This is a genomic window from Anaerobacillus sp. ABR4_321 (assembly GCF_056158505.1).
Genome location: NZ_JBSWTK010000001.1, coordinates 377063 through 400601 on the forward strand (window position 1 = coordinate 377063; position 23539 = coordinate 400601).

Consider the following 23539-nt stretch of genomic DNA (forward strand, 5'->3'; position numbering starts at 1 on the left):
ATTGGAAGGTTCGTTTTCGATTTATTTAAACAAAAAAGAAGCCCGAATAGAATTCTCCTATAACCTTTAGAAGAAGCTTCTACGCGGGCGAAAAATCATCATCCAACTCTGTAGACACAGAAATGAACAGAATACGACTTCACCCTCATAGTCCAACGATTTAAGGTCGTCGGGTAGAAACTTATGGGCCATATTCCCAAGATTATATGAGGTATCGATTTGTTATCCTCTTTCATAGTAACAAGAGGATTATTCAAATGTCAACGAAAAATCGAACGATGCGTTTATATTCAATTATAACGTTCGTCTTTTACTTCAATTTCCCTTCGAACACTGTTTTTCTTCCATATAATTCTGGTTCTTTCGCACCTTTTCGTTCGATAAAAACAGGTTCTTCCGTACGTCTTACCGGCATATACCCTTCATCGTCCATTCTCTTCAGGCAATCCGATAAAGACTCGTCTTCCATAACTTCAAATTTCTTTTTCTTTGGCTTTTTCTCCATACACTACCTCCGAATTTTTCTAACCCAGAACCCTCCATGGAAGGTACGCGGCTCATACGAGATAACGAATGCTTTCGGATCAAGTTCTTCAATGGCTTGATACAGCTTTCGTTCTGACTTTCTTGATGTTAGAATCTGCATCACAAGACGCTCTCCTTGTCTTCCGTGGGCAAGGTAATGCGTAACCCCGTATCCAACATCTCTTAGCTTATTTGGAATGTCTTCCTCAAGCTTCGTCGTAATGGCATTGACCGTAATATACCCGAGCGCAAGATACTCCTCGATCTTCATTCCAACGATGATACCGACACCAAAACCAAGTGCATAAGCGATTATATTTTGTATTTCACCAAGGTTATCTAGTACAAGTCCAAGACCGATAACGTAGATCGCAATCTCCATTGTTCCTGCTGCTGCAGCTAAATAACGCTGTCCTTTTAATGTGAGTATTGTTCGCATCGTAAGAAATGATACATAAACAATATTAATGAGAAAAATTATGGCTACCATCACTAACCCATTTTCTAACATACTGATCCTCCTTCATCTTTCAAAATCATAAAACTCCAACTTCACCTAGCATAACACGCCGAATAATAAAACCGCATGCGTTCTTTTTTGAATTTCCTTAAAAAATTTTCCAAGCTTGATTTTATCCGTCCTTTCTATTCCATTCACTTTTTTCTATTTTCTAAACGACCCTCGTTTTAACAAAGTTTCCGAAGGAGCATATACTGTCAAAAAGCCCAGGAGGGAACGGCATGGGAGACTACTGGAGTCAGATGTACGATTGGAAAAACAAGATGAACAAATTCATGGGAGATGATTTCTGGACGGATTTTCAGGATATGTTCGTATCGAATGGACCCCTTGTGAACCTGTACGAATCGGGTAATGAATTGATCTGTACCGTTTATCTCCCTGGTGTTTCGAACATTGAGGATGTGGATGTCTATATCCATTACCGAACGCTTAAAGTAAAAGGACAGACGAAGATGGTGCTAAAAGGGTACCGAAATGTACAGGAAGAGTATAAGCACGGACCATTTGAACGAATTGTCGAGCTACCTTTCCCAGTAAGAGAAAAGCCGATCGATGCGACGTATAAGCGAGGTATTCTGATGGTTCACCTCCATCGTCTGATCGATTCGAAGGAAGATAAGAAGCGTCTAAAGATCAAAGATGCTGAGGCGGGTGAAGAATAGAAGGAGAGCGGCTATCGTTTGTTCGGGCGGTAGCTGTTTTTTAGTGGGTTTTTGAGGGTTGTGGTGAGCATTAGTATTGTTCGGATGCAGTTGGGTGCTTGGGCAGCTGCTTTTTGACCGGATATCGGCGAAATTGCTGACATATCGGCGATTACTTAGCAGATATCAGCGAAATCGAGATTATATCAGCGAAAAGGGTACTTTTATCGGCGATTTTAAGTTTTTATCAGCGCAGCATTGTTTGTAACGATTGATTTGTTAAAAGCACATTTAGATAAAACCTTTTGAGGGCGAGGGATCCGGGGGATATCCGCGAAATTTTCATTTTATCCGCGATAATCAGGTTTTATCCGCGCTTTTCGATTTATATCCGCGAAACCGGGCCATTTATCCGCGCTTTTTGATTTATATCCGCGAAACCACTTTTCAGGAACCCCTGATGACTCAACACCACATTCAGACAAATCAAAAAAAGCCAGAGCTCTATGCTCTGACTTTTCTCTTGCCTAGCGACGTCCTACTCTTGCAGGGGGAGAGCCCCCAACTACCATCGGCGCTGAAGAGCTTAACTTCCGTGTTCGGCATGGGAACGGGTGTGACCTCTTCGCCTTCATCACTAGACTTACAGGATGTAAGTCGTTCGATGTTCACCACAGGACGTGGTGGAACTTAGTCGAACTTCTTTTCATTCCCTGAAAACTAGATAGCACTCGCAACGTATTCCAATTTTTTAGGTTAAGCCCTCGATCGATTAGTATTCGTCAGCTCCACGTGTCGCCACGCTTCCACCCCGAACCTATCAACCTCATCATCTCTGAGGGATCTTACCAGCTTGACGCTGTGGGAAATCTCATCTCGAGGGGGGCTTCATGCTTAGATGCTTTCAGCACTTATCCCTTCCACACGTAGCTACCCAGCTATGCTCCTGGCGGAACAACTGGTACACCAGCGGTGTGTCCATCCCGGTCCTCTCGTACTAAGGACAGCTCCTCTCAAATTTCCTGCGCCCGCGACGGATAGGGACCGAACTGTCTCACGACGTTCTGAACCCAGCTCGCGTACCGCTTTAATGGGCGAACAGCCCAACCCTTGGGACCTACTTCAGCCCCAGGATGCGATGAGCCGACATCGAGGTGCCAAACCTCCCCGTCGATGTGGACTCTTGGGGGAGATAAGCCTGTTATCCCCAGGGTAGCTTTTATCCGTTGAGCGATGGCCCTTCCATGCGGAACCACCGGATCACTAAGCCCGACTTTCGTCCCTGCTCGACTTGTAGGTCTCGCAGTCAAGCTCCCTTGTGCCTTTACACTCTGCGAATGATTTCCAACCATTCTGAGGGAACCTTTGGGCGCCTCCGTTACTCTTTAGGAGGCGACCGCCCCAGTCAAACTGCCCACCTGACACTGTCTCCGCACCGGATCACGGTGCTGGGTTAGAATGTCAGTACAGCCAGGGTAGTATCCCACCGACGCCTCCACCGAACCTAGCGGTCCGGCTTCTATGGCTCCTACCTATCCTGTACAAGCTGTACCAAAATCCAATATCAGGCTACAGTAAAGCTCCATGGGGTCTTTCCGTCCTGTCGCGGGTAACCTGCATCTTCACAGGTACTATAATTTCACCGGGTCTCTCGTTGAGACAGTATCCAAGTCGTTGCACCTTTCGTGCGGGTCGGAACTTACCCGACAAGGAATTTCGCTACCTTAGGACCGTTATAGTTACGGCCGCCGTTTACTGGGGCTTCGATTCAGAGCTTCTCCCGTAAGGGATAACCCCTCCTCTTAACCTTCCAGCACCGGGCAGGTGTCAGCCCCTATACATCGCCTTGCGGCTTGGCAGAGACCTGTGTTTTTGCTAAACAGTCGCTTGGATCTTTTCACTGCGGCTCCCCTGGGCTATTCACCCGAGGAAGCACCCCTTCTCCCGAAGTTACGGGGTCATTTTGCCGAGTTCCTTAACGAGAGTTCTCCCGATCGTCTTAGGATTCTCTCCTCGCCTACCTGTGTCGGTTTGCGGTACGGGCACCTCTTTCCTCACTAGAGGCTTTTCTTGGCAGTGTAGAATCAGGGACTTCGGTACTTAAATTCCCTCGCCATCACGACTCAGCCTTCGCGGTGAACGGATTTGCCTATTCACCAGCCTAATCGCTTGGACGCGCATATCCAGCAGCGCGCTCTCCCTATCTTTCTGCGTCCCCCCGTCGTTCAAACGGAAAGGAGGTGGTACAGGAATATCAACCTGTTATCCATCGCCTACGCCTTTCGGCCTCGGCTTAGGTCCCGACTAACCCTGAGCGGACGAGCCTTCCTCAGGAAACCTTGGGCTTTCGACGGACAAGATTCTCACTTGTCTTTCGCTACTCATACCGGCATTCTCACTTCTAAGCGCTCCACCAGTCCTTTCGGTCTGACTTCGCAGCCCTTAGAACGCTCTCCTACCATTGTCGTAAGACAATCCACAGCTTCGGTGATACGTTTAGCCCCGGTACATTTTCGGCGCAGCGTCACTCGACCAGTGAGCTATTACGCACTCTTTAAATGATGGCTGCTTCTAAGCCAACATCCTGGTTGTCTAAGCAACGCCACATCCTTTTCCACTTAACGTATACTTTGGGACCTTAGCTGGTGGTCTGGGCTGTTTCCCTCTCGACTACGGATCTTATCACTCGCAGTCTGACTCCCGCGGATAAATCGTTGGCATTCGGAGTTTGACTGGATTCGGTAATCCGGTAGGGACCCCTAGTCCAATCAGTGCTCTACCTCCAAGATTCTTGCCGCGAGGCTAGCCCTAAAGCTATTTCGGAGAGAACCAGCTATCTCCGGGTTCGATTGGCATTTCACCGCTACCCACACCTCATCCCCGCATTTTTCAACATGCGTGGGTTCGGGCCTCCATTCAGTGTTACCTGAACTTCACCCTGGACATGGGTAGATCACCCGGTTTCGGGTCTACGACCACGTACTCCTTCGCCCTATTCAGACTCGCTTTCGCTGCGGCTCCGCCTTCTCGGCTTAACCTTGCACGGGATCGTAACTCGCCGGTTCATTCTACAAAAGGCACGCTGTCACCCATTAACGGGCTCCAACTAGTTGTAGGCACACGGTTTCAGGTTCTCTTTCACTCCCCTTCCGGGGTGCTTTTCACCTTTCCCTCACGGTACTGGTTCACTATCGGTCACTAGAGAGTATTTAGCCTTGGGAGATGGTCCTCCCGGATTCCGACGGGGTTTCACGTGTCCCGCCGTACTCAGGATCCGTCTCGGAGGGCAGCGGATTTTGACTACAGGATTGTTACCTTCTCTGATGGACCTTTCCAGGTCGCTTCGTCTATCCGTGCCTTTGTAACTCCAATGAGACGTCCTACAACCCCAGAGGGCAAGCCCTCTGGTTTGGGCTGTTTCCGTTTCGCTCGCCGCTACTCAGGAAATCGCGATTGCTTTCTCTTCCTCCGGGTACTGAGATGTTTCAGTTCCCCGGGTATGCCTTTTACTTCCTATGTATTCAGAAGTAAATACCATCCCATTACGGATGGTGGGTTCCCCCATTCGGAAATCTCCGGATCAAAGCGTACTTACTGCTCCCCGAAGCATATCGGTGTTCGTCCCGTCCTTCATCGGCTTCTAGTGCCAAGGCATCCACCGTGCGCCCTTAGTAGCTTAACCTTAGATTTCGCTAGAAACAGTGTTCTAACGTCATCGGTGCACATCGTAAGATGTGACTAACTAAGTTATAACGCAAAAAATAATAATTATTGGATGTCGTTGTTTGTGCTATCTAGTTTTCAAGGAACATTTTCCTTCTTTTATATAGAAGAAATAAATGGTGGAGCCTAGCGGGATCGAACCGCTGACCTCCTGCGTGCAAGGCAGGCGCTCTCCCAGCTGAGCTAAGGCCCCAGAAATTCTTTTATGGTGGGCCTGAGTGGACTCGAACCACCGACCTCACGCTTATCAGGCGTGCGCTCTAACCAGCTGAGCTACAGGCCCACAAAAGAAAGGTAAATACTCCGACATAGCCATTAGCCGGAGGTGTTTCTTAGAAGAGACTTGCTCTTCATCAAAACAAACCTTTTCATGAAAGAACTATTGCTCTTTCAAAACTGAACGAAACGCTCATGCAAGTTTGGCAACCAATGTTGCCTCGTAATTCTCCATAGAAAGGAGGTGATCCAGCCGCACCTTCCGATACGGCTACCTTGTTACGACTTCACCCCAATCATTTGTCCCACCTTCGGCGGCTGGCTCCAAAAGGTTACCTCACCGACTTCGGGTGTTACAAACTCTCGTGGTGTGACGGGCGGTGTGTACAAGGCCCGGGAACGTATTCACCGCGGCATGCTGATCCGCGATTACTAGCAATTCCGGCTTCATGCAGGCGAGTTGCAGCCTGCAATCCGAACTGAGAACGGCTTTATGGGATTCGCTTCACCTCGCGGTGTCGCTGCCCTTTGTACCGTCCATTGTAGCACGTGTGTAGCCCAGGTCATAAGGGGCATGATGATTTGACGTCGTCCCCACCTTCCTCCGGTTTGTCACCGGCAGTCACCTTAGAGTGCCCAACTGAATGCTGGCAACTAAGATCAAGGGTTGCGCTCGTTGCGGGACTTAACCCAACATCTCACGACACGAGCTGACGACAACCATGCACCACCTGTCACTCTGTCCCCCGAAGGGGAACGTCCTATCTCTAGGAGTGGCAGAGGATGTCAAGACCTGGTAAGGTTCTTCGCGTTGCTTCGAATTAAACCACATGCTCCACTGCTTGTGCGGGCCCCCGTCAATTCCTTTGAGTTTCAACCTTGCGGTCGTACTCCCCAGGCGGAGTGCTTAATGTGTTAACTTCAGCACTGAGGGTGGAACCCCCCAACACCTAGCACTCATCGTTTACGGCGTGGACTACCAGGGTATCTAATCCTGTTTGCTCCCCACGCTTTCGCGCCTCAGCGTCAGTTACAGACCAGAGAGCCGCCTTCGCCACTGGTGTTCCTCCACATATCTACGCATTTCACCGCTACACGTGGAATTCCACTCTCCTCTTCTGCACTCAAGTCCCCCAGTTTCCAATGGCCCTCCACGGTTGAGCCGTGGGCTTTCACATCAGACTTAAGAGACCGCCTGCGCGCGCTTTACGCCCAATAATTCCGGACAACGCTTGCCACCTACGTATTACCGCGGCTGCTGGCACGTAGTTAGCCGTGGCTTTCTGGTTAGGTACCGTCAAGGTACCGCCCTATTCGAACGGTACTTGTTCTTCCCTAACAACAGAGCTTTACGACCCGAAGGCCTTCGTCACTCACGCGGCGTTGCTCCGTCAGACTTTCGTCCATTGCGGAAGATTCCCTACTGCTGCCTCCCGTAGGAGTCTGGGCCGTGTCTCAGTCCCAGTGTGGCCGATCACCCTCTCAGGTCGGCTACGCATCGTGGCCTTGGTAAGCCGTTACCTTACCAACTAGCTAATGCGCCGCGGGCCCATCCTACAGTGTTAGCCAAAGGCCAACTTTCAACGTTGCATCATGCGATGCTACGTATTACCCGGTATTAGCTCCGGTTTCCCGGAGTTATCCCAGTCTGTAGGGCAGGTTGCCCACGTGTTACTCACCCGTCCGCCGCTGAGAAATGGGAGCAAGCTCCCATTTCTCCGCTCGACTTGCATGTATTAGGCACGCCGCCAGCGTTCGTCCTGAGCCAGGATCAAACTCTCCGATAGAAAAGTTCAATCTAGCTTTAAAACAATGTTGTTTCCGTAGAAACAATTTCTTGCATGGCGTTTCGTTCAGTTTTCAAAGATCAATTGTTTCTTTCGTTTGTCGTTTTCAGCGACTCAACTAATATAACATTTCGTCTAAGTCATTGTCAACAACTTTTTTGAGATTGTTATTACAATCTGTTTGCTCCGTAAGAAGCAACGTGATTAATAATACATGACTACCGAAGTAGTGTCAATCCCTTTTTTTAATTAAGTGATGTTGTCTTTGCAACAACGTTTACTACTATATCAGCTAAAATAGAGTGGGTCAATACATAGATTGATATTCTTTTTAAAAAAAGAGCCAGAGCAAATCGGCTCTGGCTTGTACGGTCTCTCTTATTCAATCAAACGTTTGTTTAACTCGCTGTTTTCTCGTCGATCTTATCGAACATTTTCTCTTTCTCTACCTTTATTGACTCACTCAACTCATCATGCTTTTTCTCGCTATAGTCGAGAAGCGTATCTGAACGCTGAGTAATTTTCTCTTTGAGGAGCTCTACTTCTTCCTTTGTAATCTTTTCTTCAAAGTACAACTCTTGAGCTGCTTTATATAATAGGTCTTCTTCCGTTTGAACGATATCATTAAAGGTTGCTCTGATTTCGTCTACCTCTTTATTCTTTTGAAGATGCTCTTTGTTTACTGCAATATCAGCCTTCGCTGATGCAAGATCTGCTTGAATTGATTTATGGGCATCGTTCAATAATTGATTGAGGGTGTTATTTAGCTCAACTTTTGAATTAACAGTCTTGTAAACTCCACCGCCTGCTTCTGCCGCATCTTCAAGCTGTCTACGACCTTCAGTATCTACATTGAATCCGATGATGTTTACCGTTACCTCTAAATCAGATTGATGAAGCTTTTCCGCTTCACTCACAGGGTCTCCATCACAGGTTTCCACACCATCACTCACTATATAAACTGTGTTTTTCACACGTTCTCCAGTTTTCCCTTTTAAATCAGACTGAACAGAGCCAATCGCATCCCCTAGTGGAGTCCATCCTGTAGGTTTGAATTGACCTAAAGCTTCGTTGAACGTGTTTTCATCATATGTATCCAAATCATAAAACACTTCATTACTACTACAAGAGAGTTCCTTATCGCTATCATCATTACTCCCTTTATGACCGTAAGCTCTCAAGAGTATATTCGCCTCTTCAGGTAAGTTACTAGAAAATCGCTTTAAAGCATCCTTTGCGAGATCCATCTTCGTTCCTCCGCTTACTTGCCCTGCCATACTCCCACTAGAATCCAATAAAATCACAACATTCTCTTCATCAATCTTTTCTTCATCAGATGTAAGACTTGCAAATTCAGGATTATAATCCTCATACGCCGCGTGAACCTCACTGTAATCGGCATGAAGCATAGAGACTAACCCGTTATATGCCGTCTCCGCATCAGCAGAAGAAGGAATTTCCTTTAAAATGTCATCGGGATTAATGGATTGTTTACCACTACCACTTTTGATTAAGGATCCTGGACTTCCTTTTACAATACTCTCCGCGTCTGTTGCAGCTTCAGGAAAGTCTGTTTTCTCTTCCTGCTGCTGTTCCTCTTGTTTATTATCTTTATTATCTTTGTTATTTTGACTAGCACTTTCTTCGTTATTAGAGCAAGCTGCTAGTAGTAAACAAACTAACCCAATTAGAAAAACAGAATATGTCTTCAAATGTAAGCACCTCCTATAATGTTAATAAACGAGCTATCTTTAAAAATAACTTTTACCTAAACATACTTAACACGGTGACAATACCTGCAAGGAAAAGTATCATCAATATCGTTTGAATTAGACGTACTAGTATACTATCCCCCGGATTTCTTCTACTCATATGAGCAAACACACCCAACACAGCAAAAACAAATACAATCATTGAGGCATAAATTAACCATGGAGGGCGCTCAGTCATTTTATAGACACCCCCACCAGTCGGTTCTGCTGTTGTAAAGACTATCCCAACGATACTACCAATAACGATAATACCTGAAATAGCTTCTATTAATCCCCATCTCATTCATTATCCTCCTTGAAGTATTGCCCGTGGAGTTATTAAATAAATAAACAGGTGCATAAGAAAGGAAAATTAATTTCATCTCACCAACTGCTAATTCTTATAAAAACTCTACAGCTAATCTATAAAGTACAAATAGTAAAAATAACGCAACTCCACCAACGAAAGATTTACGTGTTATCTGCTCACCATTTCGACTTGTTAGATTGACTGATGAAATGATTCCAACAAATAGGAAAACAATAATAACCACAGCAAAGAATAACTTATCGTTATAGTCTAATTTTCCATTTTTAATAAACATTTCAGAATAAATAATAATCATTATAAATATTCCAATTAATAGAAAGGTAGAAAACCTTGATAGTTTTTGCCACTTTTTCATACTTTCTCTCCAAAACGTCTAATAAATTAAAACCTTTCGCACTTCCTCTTATCACCTAAACATATTAACAAGAGCTATTGCACCAGCAAAAAATAATACAAGCAATGCAGTTTGAAGTATACGCACTTTCATACTAACGCCCTCGGCTCTTCTACTAATATGGGCAAAGACACCAACAACTATTGTTGTTCCAAGACCAATTACAGCATATATCAACCAAGGTGGACGTTCCGTCATTTTATAGACTCCGCCACCCTGTGATTCTCCCAATGAAAATACTAGTCCAGCTGTGCTTCCCAAGATGATTATTACACACACTGACTCAATGACACCCCACACCTTATTCAATTAACATTCACCTATATTCTATTTAAGGGTTTATCTATAACTGCACTGACATTCGGTATAAGGTGAAAAAAATCAAAAAGATTATTGCTGCAATCACACTCTTCTTTGTTATCTTCTTACCACCTTCACTAGTAAGGTTTATACTAGAAACTACCGCCACAAAAAGCATAACTGCCACTACACCAATCATTACCGTTTTGTCAGTAGCATCTACCTTCCCATCCTCTATAAACACGGCTCCATAAATGAACATAAATAAGATGCCGCCTATCCATAAAAAATTGGAAAGTTTTGATAACGTCTTCCACTTCACAAACTATCCTCCGCCCTTAAAGAAACTCTGCTGCCTTCAAAATTTCTAGCTGAATACTATATATAACTAGAATTCTACTATGACCCTATAAACTAGAAAGATTACGAGCAATATTATTGCACTTACTACAGATTTGAATGTTATCTTTTTCCCATTTTCACTTGTTAAATTAATTCCAGAAATGACACTTACAAACAAAGCCGCAACCATGACTCCCACAAAAACGCTGTTGTCTAACACTCCATCTTTAATAAACAATTGAGAATAAATTGCAACAACGACAATAACACCTATAAATACAATAGTTGATGCTTTAGATAAGTATTTCCACAATTACTTCTCACTCCATAATTAAAGATGATTGAGAGTTCAGCAAAGATTTATTGGCTTAACTGTGAAGTTGATGAGATCAATCGATCAACATAATTTTATTTATAAAAACTCCACTGCTGCTCGATACATAATAAAGAGCAAGAATATAACAATGCCGCCGATAACAGAACGAAATGTGATATTTTTTCCATGTTGTGAAGTAAGGTTAATACTTGATATAACTCCTACAAAAATAAATACAACGATCACCATCAGTAAAAAAATTCTATCATTAAAATCTAACCTACCATTTTCTATAAATAATTTAGAATAGATAAAAACTATACCTATTGTCACTACAAAAAAGATTTTCGATGCTAGTGAAATTTTTTTCCACATTTAAACACCCCCTTTTTTCATAACTAATTTTTCATGTTTGAGGTTTTCATATTATACGTTTTTGAGTTGTGTATATCTCTCATTTTATTTAAATCCCTTGCTTTATCCGAGTTATCTATTTTCCCATTGTTTTGGTTATGATCTTGTAATCTATCATTAAGGTTCGGTTTTTCTGAATCACTCATATTGTTTTTTACATTATCCTTAATAATATCTTCAGTTCCTTTGTTAAAAATTTCTTCATAAACATCTGTAGAAGCAGGGTTTCTAAGAAAATCACTCACCCTTTGATTACTGAAGACCCACTTACTTATATGAGATATTAATCCGTAACCTGCGATAGCCGCAATAGAGCCAGAGACAAAGTTATCTACAAAAGCCCACTCACCTTTCAGACCTTCAACTACAAAGTTCTCTAACCCTCCAATCGTTGCAATCGGGAGCCCCCAAGATGCATATTGGCCGAATTTCCCAGCTGAAAGTAGGCTTCCTGCGAATACGGACATAGGCGCTAATAAACTCCCAATCGCAGCCCCTGAAACAATATCGATCATGAAGTTTCCAAAGGTGAAATCACCAGTTATAAAACTTTTTACGCCTGAAATAACACCAGATCCTGCTCCACCTATGATTGCACCCTCGGCCATAGTTGAAAGCACACCACCGGCTCCATATGCTAATCGCAAATGTCCCCATGCACTCTTCCCTAAACTCAACAACCCTCTCCCAGCAGCCGCAATCGCCCCAGTAGCCTGTCCAATTCCGCCTAACAGGGCACCTCCAGCTGTCCAGCCAAGTGAGCCTAGAAAACTATAGTCGCTGTTTCGATTCATAAGATAATACGCGCCACCGGCGATACCTGCTCCGATTCCAGCTGCGATCGCAACTGGTGCGCTGATTACGCCAAGAGCGACAGCACCGACGATTCCGGCGCCAACGCCTACAAAGCTCAAGGTTGATTTTACCCAGTTTGGCGTCGCATCCCAGACATTCGATGTGAAGTTTGTAAAAGCGTTCCATGTATTGACCGTGCCATCGACGAAAGCGCCCCACGTGTTAGCTGACCAGTCCGTAAATGAATCCCATGTGTTCGCCGACCAATCTGTGAAGGACGACCACGTGTCTTGTGACCAGTTACTGAAGTCATTCCATGTATCACTCGACCAATCAGTGAACCTATCCCAGCCGCCAGCAATGACATCCCCCATATCCCCGACCGTATCAAAAAGTGGGGCTAGAAACTCTCTTCCTTTATTAAAAGCGTCTCCGATATCGTTCCCGATTTCTTCCCACCAATGACTATCTTTCTTACCGTCATTTACAGTGGCATCTCCATCACTTTCCGTTTTGTTGAGGTTATCATTGTTATAGTCGAGTTCCCCAACCTCGGCTAAAGCGACGGGAGATACACTTGCAGCAAGCATGAAGAGAAGAATCACGAAAGATATCAGTCGTTTAAACGCCACTCTGCACCCTCTCCCCTCAACTTATTTACATGTTATATCGATCCCCACCGGTGTACCGATTCCAGCAGAGGCATCTGCTTTGATGCCGTCGAACTGCGAATCTTCGACCGTCACGTATGAACCTTTGCGTTCTGATTCTACAAAAATGCTGAACGTTTCCTCATCGAATTCAACCCTTACATTTCGATCAGCACCGTTTTTCTTCGCATAGCGATTGGCGGCGTCTTCGATATCAGACATGTTTCCTCTTACAGCGTCGCATGCGATCTCGCTAATTTCGTCTTCTTCATATAAAAAGAGCAGCAGTTCATTCGCATCCAGGTCAACACTGTCACCTTCTTTAAGCCATTTTTCAACTGTTGACCGATACGAATCATCGCTCCCTTCAATTTCATCTTCAAGCCAGTTCCCAATCTCGTCATCTGTTAATTCTTCACTTGAGAAACGGTCTTCAAGTTCTTCTAACCGCTCTTCGAGTTCCTCACGAAGTTCTTTATCATAAGAGTTCTTCGCCTCTTTTGCTGCGGCTAGTACCGCCGAGTCCGCACTCGTTTGGCTGACGCGTTTTGAGATGAACACATTAAAGAAATCAAAGAAAGCGAAGCTGATAAAAATGGAAACGACGAGTAAGCCTACCATGATCAGCAGCATACTGTTGCCTTGTTCATTTTTTAGATAAGAACGTAATGTTGTCATGGCAAACTTCCTTCGTCGTCATCCTCTTCCATTGGCATCGTTGCATCTGCATCAAAATCCAGTTTGATCTGACCAACGAGAGGGATCGAAACGGTCGGTATTCTTGAAACGACCGTTACGGTAACGTCCTCTCCCGATTCAACTGAACTGACGGATTGAATCTGTAAACCGCCTGCTGATCGTTCCGCTACTTGTTGGGCATTCCCACCTACCGATGCTGCTCTGGCACCATCTCTGGCAGCTGACTCTGTGACAACAACCGCATATGCAACGAGCGCCATCTGCCAGATGATCATAAACGCCACGATCACAAGCGGGAATACAGCTAAAAATTCAATCGTTTGTGACCCTTTCTCATTTTTTAGGTAAGAAGTAAGCTTTCTCATCGCGAATTAAATGTCACTGATCATTTGAGCGATACGATCAACGATAGCAGATGCAATTCCGTCTCCATTACCATCTACCGCAGTAGCAACAGCTGCCATTACTGCTAACACGACTAGTCCTAGTGCTACCCACTCAAGAGCCTGTGCACCTTCTTCATTGTTTACGTACTGATTCATCGTTTCCTTAGACTTTATTACGAGTTTGTTTAACATCATAACCTCTCCTTTTAGGTAATTAGTTTTTATTTGAACCTTCTAATTGAAGAAGGTATCAAGACCAAATGCGCCAGGGTTGTAAATCACGTTCAGAGCAAGCAATCCAATGATCAAGATGAACACACCCGGCAATACGAAAAATGTTGTGACTAACGTAATTTGAGGACTTGCCTTCGCTGCTTTCTCCTTCGCTTTAAAGCTTCTGGTCGCGCGAAGGTCATCCGCTTGAATGGCAAATGTCTTAGAAACAGGGACACCTAGAGTAGATCCCTGGATAAGAGAGTTCACAAGCATCTCTAGCTCTCTAGATGAATTTCGATTGATTAGATTTTCATAAGCGGTTTTCCTCGGAACGCCGAGATCAATTTCTCGATTAAATCGTTCGATCTCTTCGCTCAGCGGTCCATCGAACTGCCTTGTCACTTGATGGAGCGCGCCATCTAACCCAACACCTGCCTGAAGCGTAACGCTGACGGTATCGAGAAAGTCCGGCATCATCATGCTGATCGTTTCTTGTCGCTCACGAGCTTTTAATAATAGCCATAGATTCGGCCCTAAATAGCCCCCGAGCGGCAAAAGTAGAAACATCGCAAAAGCAAGCGGCAGTCCTAGAAGAAGGTAAAGCATTCCAGCGACGATCCCGCACAGTCCTAGGAAAAACCTGAGACCATAAAAGCTCTCTAGCCGGAGCCCCATCGGGTTCCCTGCTTGGATCAGCTGGTTTTCATCCTTCTCTCGATCTGAGAAAAACGCGTATTTAACACCTGTAGGTCCTGCATATTCAGCTGCTTTTATGAGGCGGTCACTCATTTTTCGCCTGAAACTCACTCGCCTCTGTCGAACAGATTCCTCTACCTTCAGTTGATCAACTAGCTTATGTTTCTTGCTGATATACAAATAGATATAAATAAATCCGATGAGTAAAATGAATAGAATGGAAGTAAATAAGAAGCCGGCATATACACTTAGTAATGAACTCATAGGTTACACCCTTATCCTTGAAATCCGTTTGATCAGAATGAAAGCCGCAAACATAATGAGTGAAAATATCGCGAAAAGAAGTAGCCCCCATGTGGTGAATAGAACGTTTAGAAAGCCTTCGATGAACAAGTTCATCATGATCGCCATCATGAATGGCATGATCACAAGGATGTACGCGATCGAACGCGACTCCGCTGTTGCGGTTTGGATTTCTTTTTGTACACGCCCTCTTTCTTCGATCGTTCCAGCCATTAAATCTAGCACTTCAGCGAGGTTCCCCCCCACGCGTCGTTGAATCAAGATCGTACTAACGAAGATTGAGATTTCTTTACTTGAATACCTCTCACGAAAACGTCCCATCACTTCTTCAACGTCGTCTCCAAGCTTTATTTGCTGATCCATTATTCTAAACTGTGGACCCGCTGGTTCTGACACCTCTGAACCTACCATTTCGATCCCTTGAGGAATCGTTTGACCAGCTTTAATCGAATTTGACATCATCCTGCATATTTCAGGAAGCTGTTTGTTGAAGCTTTCGTTCAATTTATCTTGCCTCGCGTTTAATAAGAGTCTCGACCCGATCCATACCGAGAAGTAGGCGATCAACAGCGCGATAAGCGGAAGTAAACCTAGTAAGAAAAACCCCACGAACCATATCACGGCAAGAGTAAGTAAATAGATCCCCATATACTCCGACGGCTTCAAGCGAATATTCGCTTGAACAAGCTTCTTTTCCAAATCTCGTGACAATTCCGATTCATCATATTTATCACCGATTAGAATTACGAAACTCTTTCTGTTCTGTTCACCTGTTTCAAACCATTCATCGATCTTCTTTACTGACTGCTTCGCTCGGCGGCTTTCCATCACGTAATAGATAAATAGGAAGAATGAAAGAAACGCAGCGGTAAGCGCTAGGAGAGCGATTGTCATACGATCGCCCCCTCAAGGAACAGCGAATCGGATAGTTCAACACCATATGCTCTAAAACGATCGACTAGTTTAGGTTTATATCCAGTCGCTTCAAAGTGCCCTTTCACCTTGCCATCTGCAGTAACGCCTTCGCGTACGTACCGGAAGATGTCATGTATTTCGATCTCTCCATCACCTTCAGTAATTTCTGCGATACTCACAACCTTACGTCCACCATCGGGCTGTCTTGACGTTTGCACGATCAAGTCGAGAGCACCAACGAAATAACCACGAATGATCTCAACAGTTATCGGTAGACCAGACATGACAACCATCGCCTCCAAACGACCAAGTGCATCTTTAGGTGAGTTCGCGTGGACGGTTGTAAGAGATCCTTCGTGTCCGGTATTCATAGCCTGAAGCATATCGATCGCTTCAGAACCACGAACCTCCCCAACGATAATGCGATCAGGACGCATGCGTAGAGCATTCTTTACAAGCTGGCGGATCGTGACTTCACCCTTGCCTTCCATGTTAGGAGGCCTCGCTTCTAGCCGAACAAGGTTTTCATAAGAAAAGCGAAGTTCTGCCATATCCTCGATCGTTACGACTCGTTCCCCGAGCGGGATCGAATCAGAGAGAACGTTGAGTAACGTCGTCTTCCCGCTCCCTGTTCCTCCTGATACGAGGATATTTGTCTTTGCCTGTACCGCCGCTTGAAGAAACCGCCCCATTTCATCCGTAAACGTCCCAAAACTCTGAAGGTCTTCAAGAGTGAACGGCGTTTTGTTAAATTTACGAATCGAAATCGACGGACCATCAAGTGAAATGGGCGGGATGACCGCGTTCACACGGCTTCCATCTGGAAGTCTCGCATCTACCATCGGGGAACTTTCATCGATCCGTCTTCCGAGCGGGGCGATGATGCGGTCAATGATATGGCGGATATGCTGATCATCCTTAAACTGAATATCTGTCTCCTGCATCTTTCCGCCGCGTTCGATGTACACTTCGTTCGCACCGTTCACCATGATCTCGGTTATGCCATCATCCTGAAGCAATGCTTCAAGAGGTCCATACCCTACGGATTCGTTGATGATCTGTTGAATGATCCTCTCCATTTCCTGACTAGGAATGATTACTTTCTCTTCATCGATCATCTGCTTTACGAGTCGCTCGATCGTTTGTTTTCGTTCAGTTGGGGGAAGGGTCGTAATACTTTCAAGATTCGCTTCCTTGATCAAACGATTTTTGTAGTGCCTCACCCATTTTTCTTCAGGGCTGTTCGTCACTTCCCACTCTTTCGACCGAGGCGTACTTTGATTCGATGCTCGTTGTAACCAAGACATACACTCACCTCCTCTACATCAGCACTTTGTCAACAAAGAGCTTCATATCCTTCGTTGCTTTCGACTGCCCACGATCATTTTTCTTTTTATAAAATGGCTCTCCCATATTCAGAACCGGTTGTAAGCCGAAGTAATCTGAACGAACCGAAGCAGTCACTTCTTTTGAAAGAAGTCTCGCGATATCTTTTTCCGCTAGCTCACCTTTTGGATGCGTTCGATTTAAAAGCAATGACACAGGGTGATTGCGTCCACTCAATTGGAAACGCTCGAATAGATCCATCGCATTTTTAAAAGCCCGAAGCCCCAGGCTATCCGGGGTCAGAATATAATGAATCGCCGTCGACTCTGATAAACCTGTAAAACTAATCGTGCTGATCGCTGAAGGCACATCTAGAATCACATGATCATAGTGAGCTCGGCACGTTCGAATCACCTTCGTGATCAACTCTTCGTTAATCTCTTCTGCCTTAGCTGGATTTGCGGGCCCTGTTAACACATCGATACCCGTCCGTTCATCTCTAATCGATACGTTCTCGATGTGGTGTAACGAGAGCTCTTGAAGGACAGGCTGTAAATCATAATACGACCTTGAAAATTCAAGCCCAAGTGCTGGTTCAACCCCGCCGAACTGCGCGTTTAAATCGATGAGAATAACGCGCTTATCATGGTGAATGCGAAGTGACTGAGCAGTTAAGATCGATAGTAACGTCGTGCCGCTGCCACCCTTTGCACTATAAAAGGCATGAACGATGCCGTTCCCAGAATCGCGATTAAATGATTGCTCCGTTAATTCAAGACTTTGCTGGATATCGACAATTAGTTGACTCAAACGATCGATCTCATCTGGGAAGACCATTACGTCATAGGCACCGGCCTTCACCCACCGTCTACCTTCATCAAACGAACGATCTTCTGTAATTCCGATTACAAAACTTGAAGTAGGGACCGTAATGGCTTGCAGAGCCTCAAGCTCATCACTATCTACAAAGTAAAATTGAAAGGTTTCAGAGAAAGAAGGTTTCCATTCTTCCTGAGTCACAACATCGACTCCGCTTTCTAAAAGCTCCCTTTTCACCGATTCAATAACATCTTCTTTCTTAGATAAAATTAATGACTTATACGAAGAACTCATCTCATCCACCCCGCTTTACTCCTCATCAGCATCATCCTCGGCTGCTTTTTTCTCAGCTTCTTTTTTCTTTTCAGCAGCTTCTTTTGCTTTCGCTTCTTCTTCCTTCTCAGCCGCCGCTTTCTTTGCTTCAGCTTCCTTCTTCGCTTGTTCAGCTTCAGCTGCAATTTGATTCACACGAAGAATACGGATCTGTTTGGCAGCATTTTGAGCATGTATCAGCTTTTCAGCTTGTTCTAGGTCCAGCGATACTCTGATTGCAGGACCAAACGACTCATCGTCGTTATCCGTCTGAAGCTCTTCTTGTTGAACGACTGGAACCGTTTCAAGCAAGCGCTCAGTTGTTACACCGCTTTTTGTTTCCATAACGGAATACACATCAACAAGATCACCTTCTGTGATCGCTTGGTCGATCACGACATTAGAAGTTGGATTCAACCACACGACCCGATTCTCAGCAGGGATATCCAGCTTCTTCCTCACGACGTTCTTGGTAAGGATATCGCCATCGTTTAAGTTCACGACCGCAATGGCTTCTTCTAGGTCCTTCTCATCCTGTATGAATGAGGATACCTGACTGCTTCTCGGCATCTCCACCCACTCGATATCACTTTCTTCAAGAGACGTATAGGAACGGATATCAGATCCTGCCGCTGCGACTTTCACCGTTTCACCGAGCGACTCTTGAGCCATTCGAATTTGGTTTAAAATAAAGCCAGCCGCGACGACGGCAAGTATAAAAGCAAGTGTAAGAAAGATAAGTGCTTTTCTTTTTGCATCAATCATTTGATTCACCCCAACGATTCGTAATAGGAATACGAGCGATATGAATAAATGGAATGTTAACTGGAAGATGGGGCTTCGCGATCTCGATCTCATGATCTGCTCTCAGTGAGTCAGACACTCCTTTTTTCACAACCCAATACTCTGAGTCAGCCGAAGTAGTGGCGGCTTCTAATAATCCTGATAGACTCCCAGATCCTTCTACAGTTAGTGCTTCGTTTTTCCAAACTGCTCGTTTGTAGATGTCTTTCTTCGGTGCTCGATATGTACGAAGCATCCTTCCATTCGAGAAAACGGCTGGCTTTTGAGAGATGACCGTTCCCGATACAGATCGAACCTGCCACTCAACCCAACGCAGGACTTCCTGTTTCGTTGGATTGGTTAAAGCTTGAACTTTTTCAACGAGCATGTAGAGCAGCGCTCGGTTATCGGGAGCTGGAATCGTGATCACAGACCTTTCATTCATGAGCCAGTTTGATAACTTACTAAGTTCATCCGCCGGTTGGACATGAGGATCATAGAAATAAATGATCCGACTACCTGATGGGAATCGATCGATGAAGTAGGAAATCTCTTCTTCTAGCTGCCAATTGGCAATCGGAACCTTCTTTGATCGTAGGAATTTTGCATCATCCTTTTCGAGAAAGTTTTCTAAACCATCAGCACCCTTAATATTGATCGGTTTCATACGTATGTTCTCGCTTTGGAGTGATTGAAGCCCTAGTGATTCATCAAGTACGATTTTCATATAATCTCCCTACTCCTAATTTTTTTCACATTGCTATATTCGCATAAAAGTGTAAAATTTTGTGTGCGAATCGACCATAAAATGGATTTTCCAGAAAAAGACGAAAAAAGTCACCGATAATGCTCTGATCGATCCATAGTTTTTATAACTTTATACCCAAGAGAAAGAACATCTTAACCCTAAATATTGGAAAATAAATATAAAAAAACAGACAGCGGTTTGCTGTCTGTTTTCTATTAAACTCGTAATCTATGCTAAGAATGCAAAATACGCAACGAATACGAAGAACAACACATACATGATCGGATGGATGTTCTTTCCTTCACCTTTTACTAGCATGGTGATTGGATACATAACGAATCCGAGTGCAATTCCAGTTGCGATACTGTACGTCAGCGGCATTGCGATAATCGTTAGGAATGCTGGCACAGCGATTTCAAAACGATTCCACTCGATTTTACCAAGAACACTGACCATTAGAACTCCTACGATAATTAGAACAGGAGCCGTAACGGCGGGTGTTACAACAGCTAATAATGGTGAGAAGAATAATGCGAGAAGAAACAGTCCAGCCGTTACGACCGAAGTGAAACCAGTCCGTCCACCTGCTGCTACACCTGATGAAGACTCGATGTATGCTGTTGTCGTTGATGTTCCTAGTACAGCACCAAGTACCGTTGCAGATGAATCAGCGAACAACGCTTTTCCTGCACGAGGAAGCTTATTGTCTTTCATGATTCCTGCTTGCGTCGCAACTGCGATCAATGTTCCAGCTGTATCGAAGAAATCGACGAACAAGAACGTAAGAACAACAACTAGCATGTCGATCGATACCAAGTCACCAAGATGACCAAGTGCTACACCAAACGTTGGCTCAAGACTCGGAATACTTCCTACGACGCTATCCGGAACTGGCACCTGATTAAAGATCATTCCTACGATCGCTGTGATCACCATTCCGTAAAAGATTCCGCCGTTTACGTTTCGAACCATGAGGATTACCGTGATGATAAGGCCGAATACCGCTAGTAGCGTTGAACCAGATAACAGATTTCCTAACTGAACGAGCGTTGAGTCATTATTCTCAACGATTCCAGCACTCTTCAGTCCGATAAACGCAATAAAGAGTCCGATTCCGCTCGCTGCTGCGTATTTTAATTCCATCGGGATAGCGTTGATGATCATTTCTCGAATTTTAAAAATCGTAATGATGATAAAAATAAGTCCTGAAACTAAAACACCTGCAAGTGCCGTTTCCCAAGGTACTCCCATTACCGTTACAACGGAATAGGTGAAGAATGCGTTCAATCCCATTCCAGGTGCTAATGCAATTGGATAGCCAGCGAGTAGACCCATGATCAGCGTACCGAGTGCAGCTGCTAACGCCGTCGCTGCGAAAACGGCTCCTTGATCCATTCCAGCATCCGCTAGGATAGATGGGTTAACAAACAGAATGTATGCCATCGAAAGAAAGGTTGTTAAACCGGCAATCGATTCCTTTTTGTACGTTGTGTTGTGCTCTTGAAAGCGAAAAAATCGCTCCATCTTACTTCCCCCTTATTTCAACATCCGTCGTAAAAATAAAAAAAGCTCCGGGTTCTCTACCCGGAGCGGACTAATAGGAAAAGAAAGATCGCAAACCGTTATGCTTCAAGAGCCAAACGGTTCACTTCTCTCACTGTTTCCTTCGTAGTCAGGTTATTTACGGTAACCTGGTAGAGACTTTCGGGCCTTATTCCCGATGTTATACGATGGATTGTCGTTCTTTTATTTACTTTTGCAGTATATCAATTACAACTTTACGCGTCAACAGTAAATACGAACATTTTTAATATATACTTATCTTTCGTTCGTGTTTACTCCCACTCGATTGTAGCAGGCGGCTTGGACGTAATATCATACACTACGCGGTTTACGTGGTCGACTTCATTCACAATACGAGTTGAAATGATTTCAAGAACCTCGAACGGAATGCGCGCCCAATCGGATGTCATGCCATCGATCGATGTTACAGCACGTACGCCAACCGTGTAGTCATATGTTCTCGCATCACCCATGACGCCGACACTACGGAAGTCAGGAAGCGCGGTGAAGTACTGCCAGATTTCACGATCAAGGCCGGCTTTTTTGATTTCTTCACGAAGAATCGCATCAGATTCACGGACGACCTTCAGCTTTTCTTCTGTTACTTCACCGATTACGCGGATACCAAGACCTGGTCCTGGGAACGGCTGTCTCCACACGATTTCATCCGGCAGGCCAAGCTCTGTACCCACTTTACGAACTTCATCCTTAAATAGCATGTTTAACGGTTCGATCAAGTCGAGCTTCATATCTTCTGGGAGACCACCTACGTTATGGTGGGATTTGATCGTCTGTGCCGTTGCTGTTCCACTTTCAACGATATCCGTGTATAGCGTACCTTGTGCAAGGAAAGACATATTCTCAAGCTTCTCAGATTCTTCTTCAAACACGTAAATAAATTCGTTCCCGATGATCTTACGCTTCTTCTCTGGATCTGTTACGCCCTTAAGCTTAGATAGGAAGCGGTCAGAAGCATCGATCTTGATCAGATTCATTTCGAACCCTTCTCCGAACGTCTTCATCACACTATCCGCTTCGTTTTTACGAAGAAGACCATGATCGACGAACATACACGTTAGCTGGTCACCGATCGCTTTATGAACGAGGGCCGCAACGACTGAAGAATCTACGCCACCACTTAGTGCGCAAAGAACTTTTTTGTCGCCAACAGATTCGCGGATCGTCTCGATCTGTTCATCGATGAAGTTTTCCATCGACCAGTTTCCTTCACATTCACACACTTTGTAAACAAAGTTCTTCAGTAGTTCGTTCCCGTGCTCGGTGTGACGAACTTCTGGATGAAACTGTACGCCATAAAGGTGACGAGAAGAATCGCTCATTGCAGCGACAGGACAAGATGGGTTTGTTGCTGCGACATCGAATCCTTCTGGTGGTGCTTTTACAAGATCACCATGACTCATCCAAACGGATTGCTTTTCTGGAAGGCCATCATATAACGGCGATTGGTGCGTGATGTCGAGCATCGCTTTCCCGTATTCACGGTGTTTCGCTGCTTCTACGCTTCCACCAAAATGGTGCGTCATAAGCTGCATACCATAACAAATGCCAAGAACCGGAATGCCAAGATCAAAAATTTCTTCATCACAGCGAGGTGCTCCTTCACCATACACACTGTTTGGCCCGCCAGAGAAAATGATCCCTTTTGGATTGATCTTCTTTACCTCTTCAGCAGTAATGGTGTTTGGATGTAATTCACTGAATACACCGAGGTCACGAATACGTCTTGCGATTAGCTGATTGTACTGTCCTCCAAAGTCGAGGACAATAATGGATTCCTGTTCTTCTAACATCTAATTCCCTCACTTCTATTTAGTCTTCAGTAGTTTTGTCTCGTCTAGCTTTAACTACTCTAATAAAAAAATTGCCCTGTACTATAAAAAAAGCCAGAACTCTGCCATGGTACAAAGGCAGAATCCTGGCTTTAACTAGGAATATCTGCCTTCATAGTCAGATCATTTACGGTGATCCGGTAGAGACTTCTGGGCCATATTCCCAGGGATATACGAAGGTGACTCTTATTCTCGCTAAAACTATGGATTCATTC

Annotated in this window: 22 protein-coding genes, 2 tRNA genes, 3 rRNA genes and 3 riboswitches; of the genes, 1 reads left to right on the forward strand and 26 read right to left on the reverse strand. The window is 44.7% G+C overall.

Annotated elements, in window-relative coordinates:
* Nucleotides 1–128 precede the first annotated feature (128 nt).
* Nucleotides 129–230: riboswitch (purine riboswitch) on the reverse strand.
* Nucleotides 231–310: 80 nt separating this feature from the next.
* Complete coding sequence (locus ACXADT_RS02025; RefSeq protein WP_270182741.1) at nt 311–505, reverse strand: NETI motif-containing protein; 195 nt, start codon at nt 503–505, stop codon at nt 311–313.
* A 3-nt stretch (nt 506–508) separates the two neighbouring features.
* Entirely contained in the window at nt 509–1036 is a 528-nt protein-coding gene (locus ACXADT_RS02030) for a DUF2179 domain-containing protein (protein WP_270182742.1), read from the reverse strand.
* A gap of 230 nt (nt 1037–1266) precedes the next feature.
* On the opposite strand from ACXADT_RS02030, the gene ACXADT_RS02035 reads away from it, so the two are divergent.
* The gene (locus tag ACXADT_RS02035) at nt 1267–1710 is read left to right on the forward strand and encodes an Hsp20/alpha crystallin family protein (protein WP_270182743.1); all 444 of its coding nucleotides are present in this window, start codon (nt 1267–1269) and stop codon (nt 1708–1710) included.
* 504 nt (nt 1711–2214) lie between these two features.
* Here the strand turns inward: ACXADT_RS02035 and rrf are convergent.
* From rrf to guaA, 24 genes are all read right to left on the reverse strand, one after another.
* Nucleotides 2215–2331 (reverse strand): 5S ribosomal RNA (gene rrf / locus ACXADT_RS02040).
* Nucleotides 2332–2441: 110 nt separating this feature from the next.
* Nucleotides 2442–5371 (reverse strand): 23S ribosomal RNA (locus ACXADT_RS02045).
* Nucleotides 5372–5529: 158 nt separating this feature from the next.
* Nucleotides 5530–5605 (reverse strand) — tRNA-Ala (locus ACXADT_RS02050).
* 13 nt (nt 5606–5618) lie between these two features.
* Nucleotides 5619–5695: transfer RNA gene (locus tag ACXADT_RS02055), tRNA-Ile, on the reverse strand.
* Between the two features lie 170 nt (nt 5696–5865).
* A 16S ribosomal RNA gene (locus ACXADT_RS02060) occupies nt 5866–7415 on the reverse strand.
* Together the 16S, 23S and 5S rRNA genes with 2 tRNA genes alongside form the textbook arrangement of a ribosomal RNA operon.
* 398 nt (nt 7416–7813) lie before the next feature.
* Nucleotides 7814–9127, reverse strand: coding sequence for a VWA domain-containing protein (locus ACXADT_RS02065; RefSeq protein ID WP_474833094.1), 1314 nt, complete (start codon nt 9125–9127; stop codon nt 7814–7816).
* A gap of 52 nt (nt 9128–9179) precedes the next feature.
* The gene (locus ACXADT_RS02070; protein WP_474833096.1) at nt 9180–9470 is read right to left on the reverse strand and encodes a hypothetical protein; all 291 of its coding nucleotides are present in this window, start codon (nt 9468–9470) and stop codon (nt 9180–9182) included.
* A gap of 97 nt (nt 9471–9567) precedes the next feature.
* Nucleotides 9568–9852 (reverse strand): hypothetical protein, encoded by a 285-nt coding sequence (locus ACXADT_RS02075; RefSeq protein ID WP_474833098.1) that lies wholly within the window; start codon nt 9850–9852, stop codon nt 9568–9570.
* Between the two features lie 51 nt (nt 9853–9903).
* Nucleotides 9904–10200: a hypothetical protein gene (locus ACXADT_RS02080; RefSeq protein ID WP_474833099.1), complete on the reverse strand. Its 297-nt coding sequence runs from the start codon at nt 10198–10200 to the stop codon at nt 9904–9906.
* 34 nt (nt 10201–10234) lie between these two features.
* Nucleotides 10235–10513: a hypothetical protein gene (locus ACXADT_RS02085; RefSeq protein ID WP_474833101.1), complete on the reverse strand. Its 279-nt coding sequence runs from the start codon at nt 10511–10513 to the stop codon at nt 10235–10237.
* A 66-nt stretch (nt 10514–10579) separates the two neighbouring features.
* A complete protein-coding gene (locus ACXADT_RS02090) occupies nt 10580–10846 on the reverse strand; it encodes a hypothetical protein (protein WP_474833102.1) in 267 nt (88 codons plus the stop codon).
* A gap of 99 nt (nt 10847–10945) precedes the next feature.
* Entirely contained in the window at nt 10946–11224 is a 279-nt protein-coding gene (locus ACXADT_RS02095; protein ID WP_377891776.1) for a hypothetical protein, read from the reverse strand.
* A gap of 23 nt (nt 11225–11247) precedes the next feature.
* Nucleotides 11248–12690, reverse strand: a complete 1443-nt coding sequence (locus ACXADT_RS02100) for a hypothetical protein (RefSeq protein WP_474833104.1) — start codon at nt 12688–12690, stop codon at nt 11248–11250.
* 21 nt (nt 12691–12711) lie between these two features.
* The gene (locus ACXADT_RS02105; protein ID WP_474833106.1) at nt 12712–13386 is read right to left on the reverse strand and encodes a pilus assembly protein TadG-related protein; all 675 of its coding nucleotides are present in this window, start codon (nt 13384–13386) and stop codon (nt 12712–12714) included.
* Nucleotides 13383–13772, reverse strand: a complete 390-nt coding sequence (locus tag ACXADT_RS02110) for a TadE/TadG family type IV pilus assembly protein (protein WP_474833107.1) — start codon at nt 13770–13772, stop codon at nt 13383–13385. Before ACXADT_RS02110 ends, ACXADT_RS02105 begins: the two co-directional genes overlap by 4 nt.
* Nucleotides 13773–13778: 6 nt before the next feature.
* Nucleotides 13779–13985, reverse strand: coding sequence for a hypothetical protein (locus ACXADT_RS02115; protein WP_474814499.1), 207 nt, complete (start codon nt 13983–13985; stop codon nt 13779–13781).
* 42 nt (nt 13986–14027) lie between these two features.
* A complete protein-coding gene (locus ACXADT_RS02120) occupies nt 14028–14969 on the reverse strand; it encodes a type II secretion system F family protein (protein WP_474833108.1) in 942 nt (313 codons plus the stop codon).
* 3 nt (nt 14970–14972) lie between these two features.
* Nucleotides 14973–15902: a type II secretion system F family protein gene (locus ACXADT_RS02125; RefSeq protein ID WP_474814501.1), complete on the reverse strand. Its 930-nt coding sequence runs from the start codon at nt 15900–15902 to the stop codon at nt 14973–14975.
* The gene (locus tag ACXADT_RS02130) at nt 15899–17230 is read right to left on the reverse strand and encodes a CpaF family protein (protein WP_474833110.1); all 1332 of its coding nucleotides are present in this window, start codon (nt 17228–17230) and stop codon (nt 15899–15901) included. Before ACXADT_RS02130 ends, ACXADT_RS02125 begins: the two co-directional genes overlap by 4 nt.
* Before the next feature lie 13 nt (nt 17231–17243).
* The gene (locus ACXADT_RS02135) at nt 17244–18362 is read right to left on the reverse strand and encodes a CpaE/TadZ family protein (RefSeq protein WP_270183004.1); all 1119 of its coding nucleotides are present in this window, start codon (nt 18360–18362) and stop codon (nt 17244–17246) included.
* A gap of 15 nt (nt 18363–18377) precedes the next feature.
* Nucleotides 18378–19145: a CpaB family protein gene (locus tag ACXADT_RS02140; RefSeq protein WP_474833111.1), complete on the reverse strand. Its 768-nt coding sequence runs from the start codon at nt 19143–19145 to the stop codon at nt 18378–18380.
* Nucleotides 19138–19890 (reverse strand): hypothetical protein, encoded by a 753-nt coding sequence (locus tag ACXADT_RS02145; RefSeq protein WP_474833113.1) that lies wholly within the window; start codon nt 19888–19890, stop codon nt 19138–19140. The genes ACXADT_RS02140 and ACXADT_RS02145 overlap by 8 nt, the downstream gene beginning before the upstream one ends.
* Nucleotides 19891–20139: 249 nt before the next feature.
* Nucleotides 20140–21435, reverse strand: a complete 1296-nt coding sequence (locus ACXADT_RS02150) for an NCS2 family permease (protein ID WP_270182991.1) — start codon at nt 21433–21435, stop codon at nt 20140–20142.
* Between the two features lie 125 nt (nt 21436–21560).
* Nucleotides 21561–21662, reverse strand: a riboswitch (purine riboswitch).
* Between the two features lie 84 nt (nt 21663–21746).
* A complete protein-coding gene (guaA, locus tag ACXADT_RS02155) occupies nt 21747–23285 on the reverse strand; it encodes a glutamine-hydrolyzing GMP synthase (protein WP_474833114.1) in 1539 nt (512 codons plus the stop codon).
* A 134-nt stretch (nt 23286–23419) separates the two neighbouring features.
* Nucleotides 23420–23521, reverse strand: a riboswitch (purine riboswitch).
* Between the last annotated feature and the right edge of the window lie 18 nt (nt 23522–23539).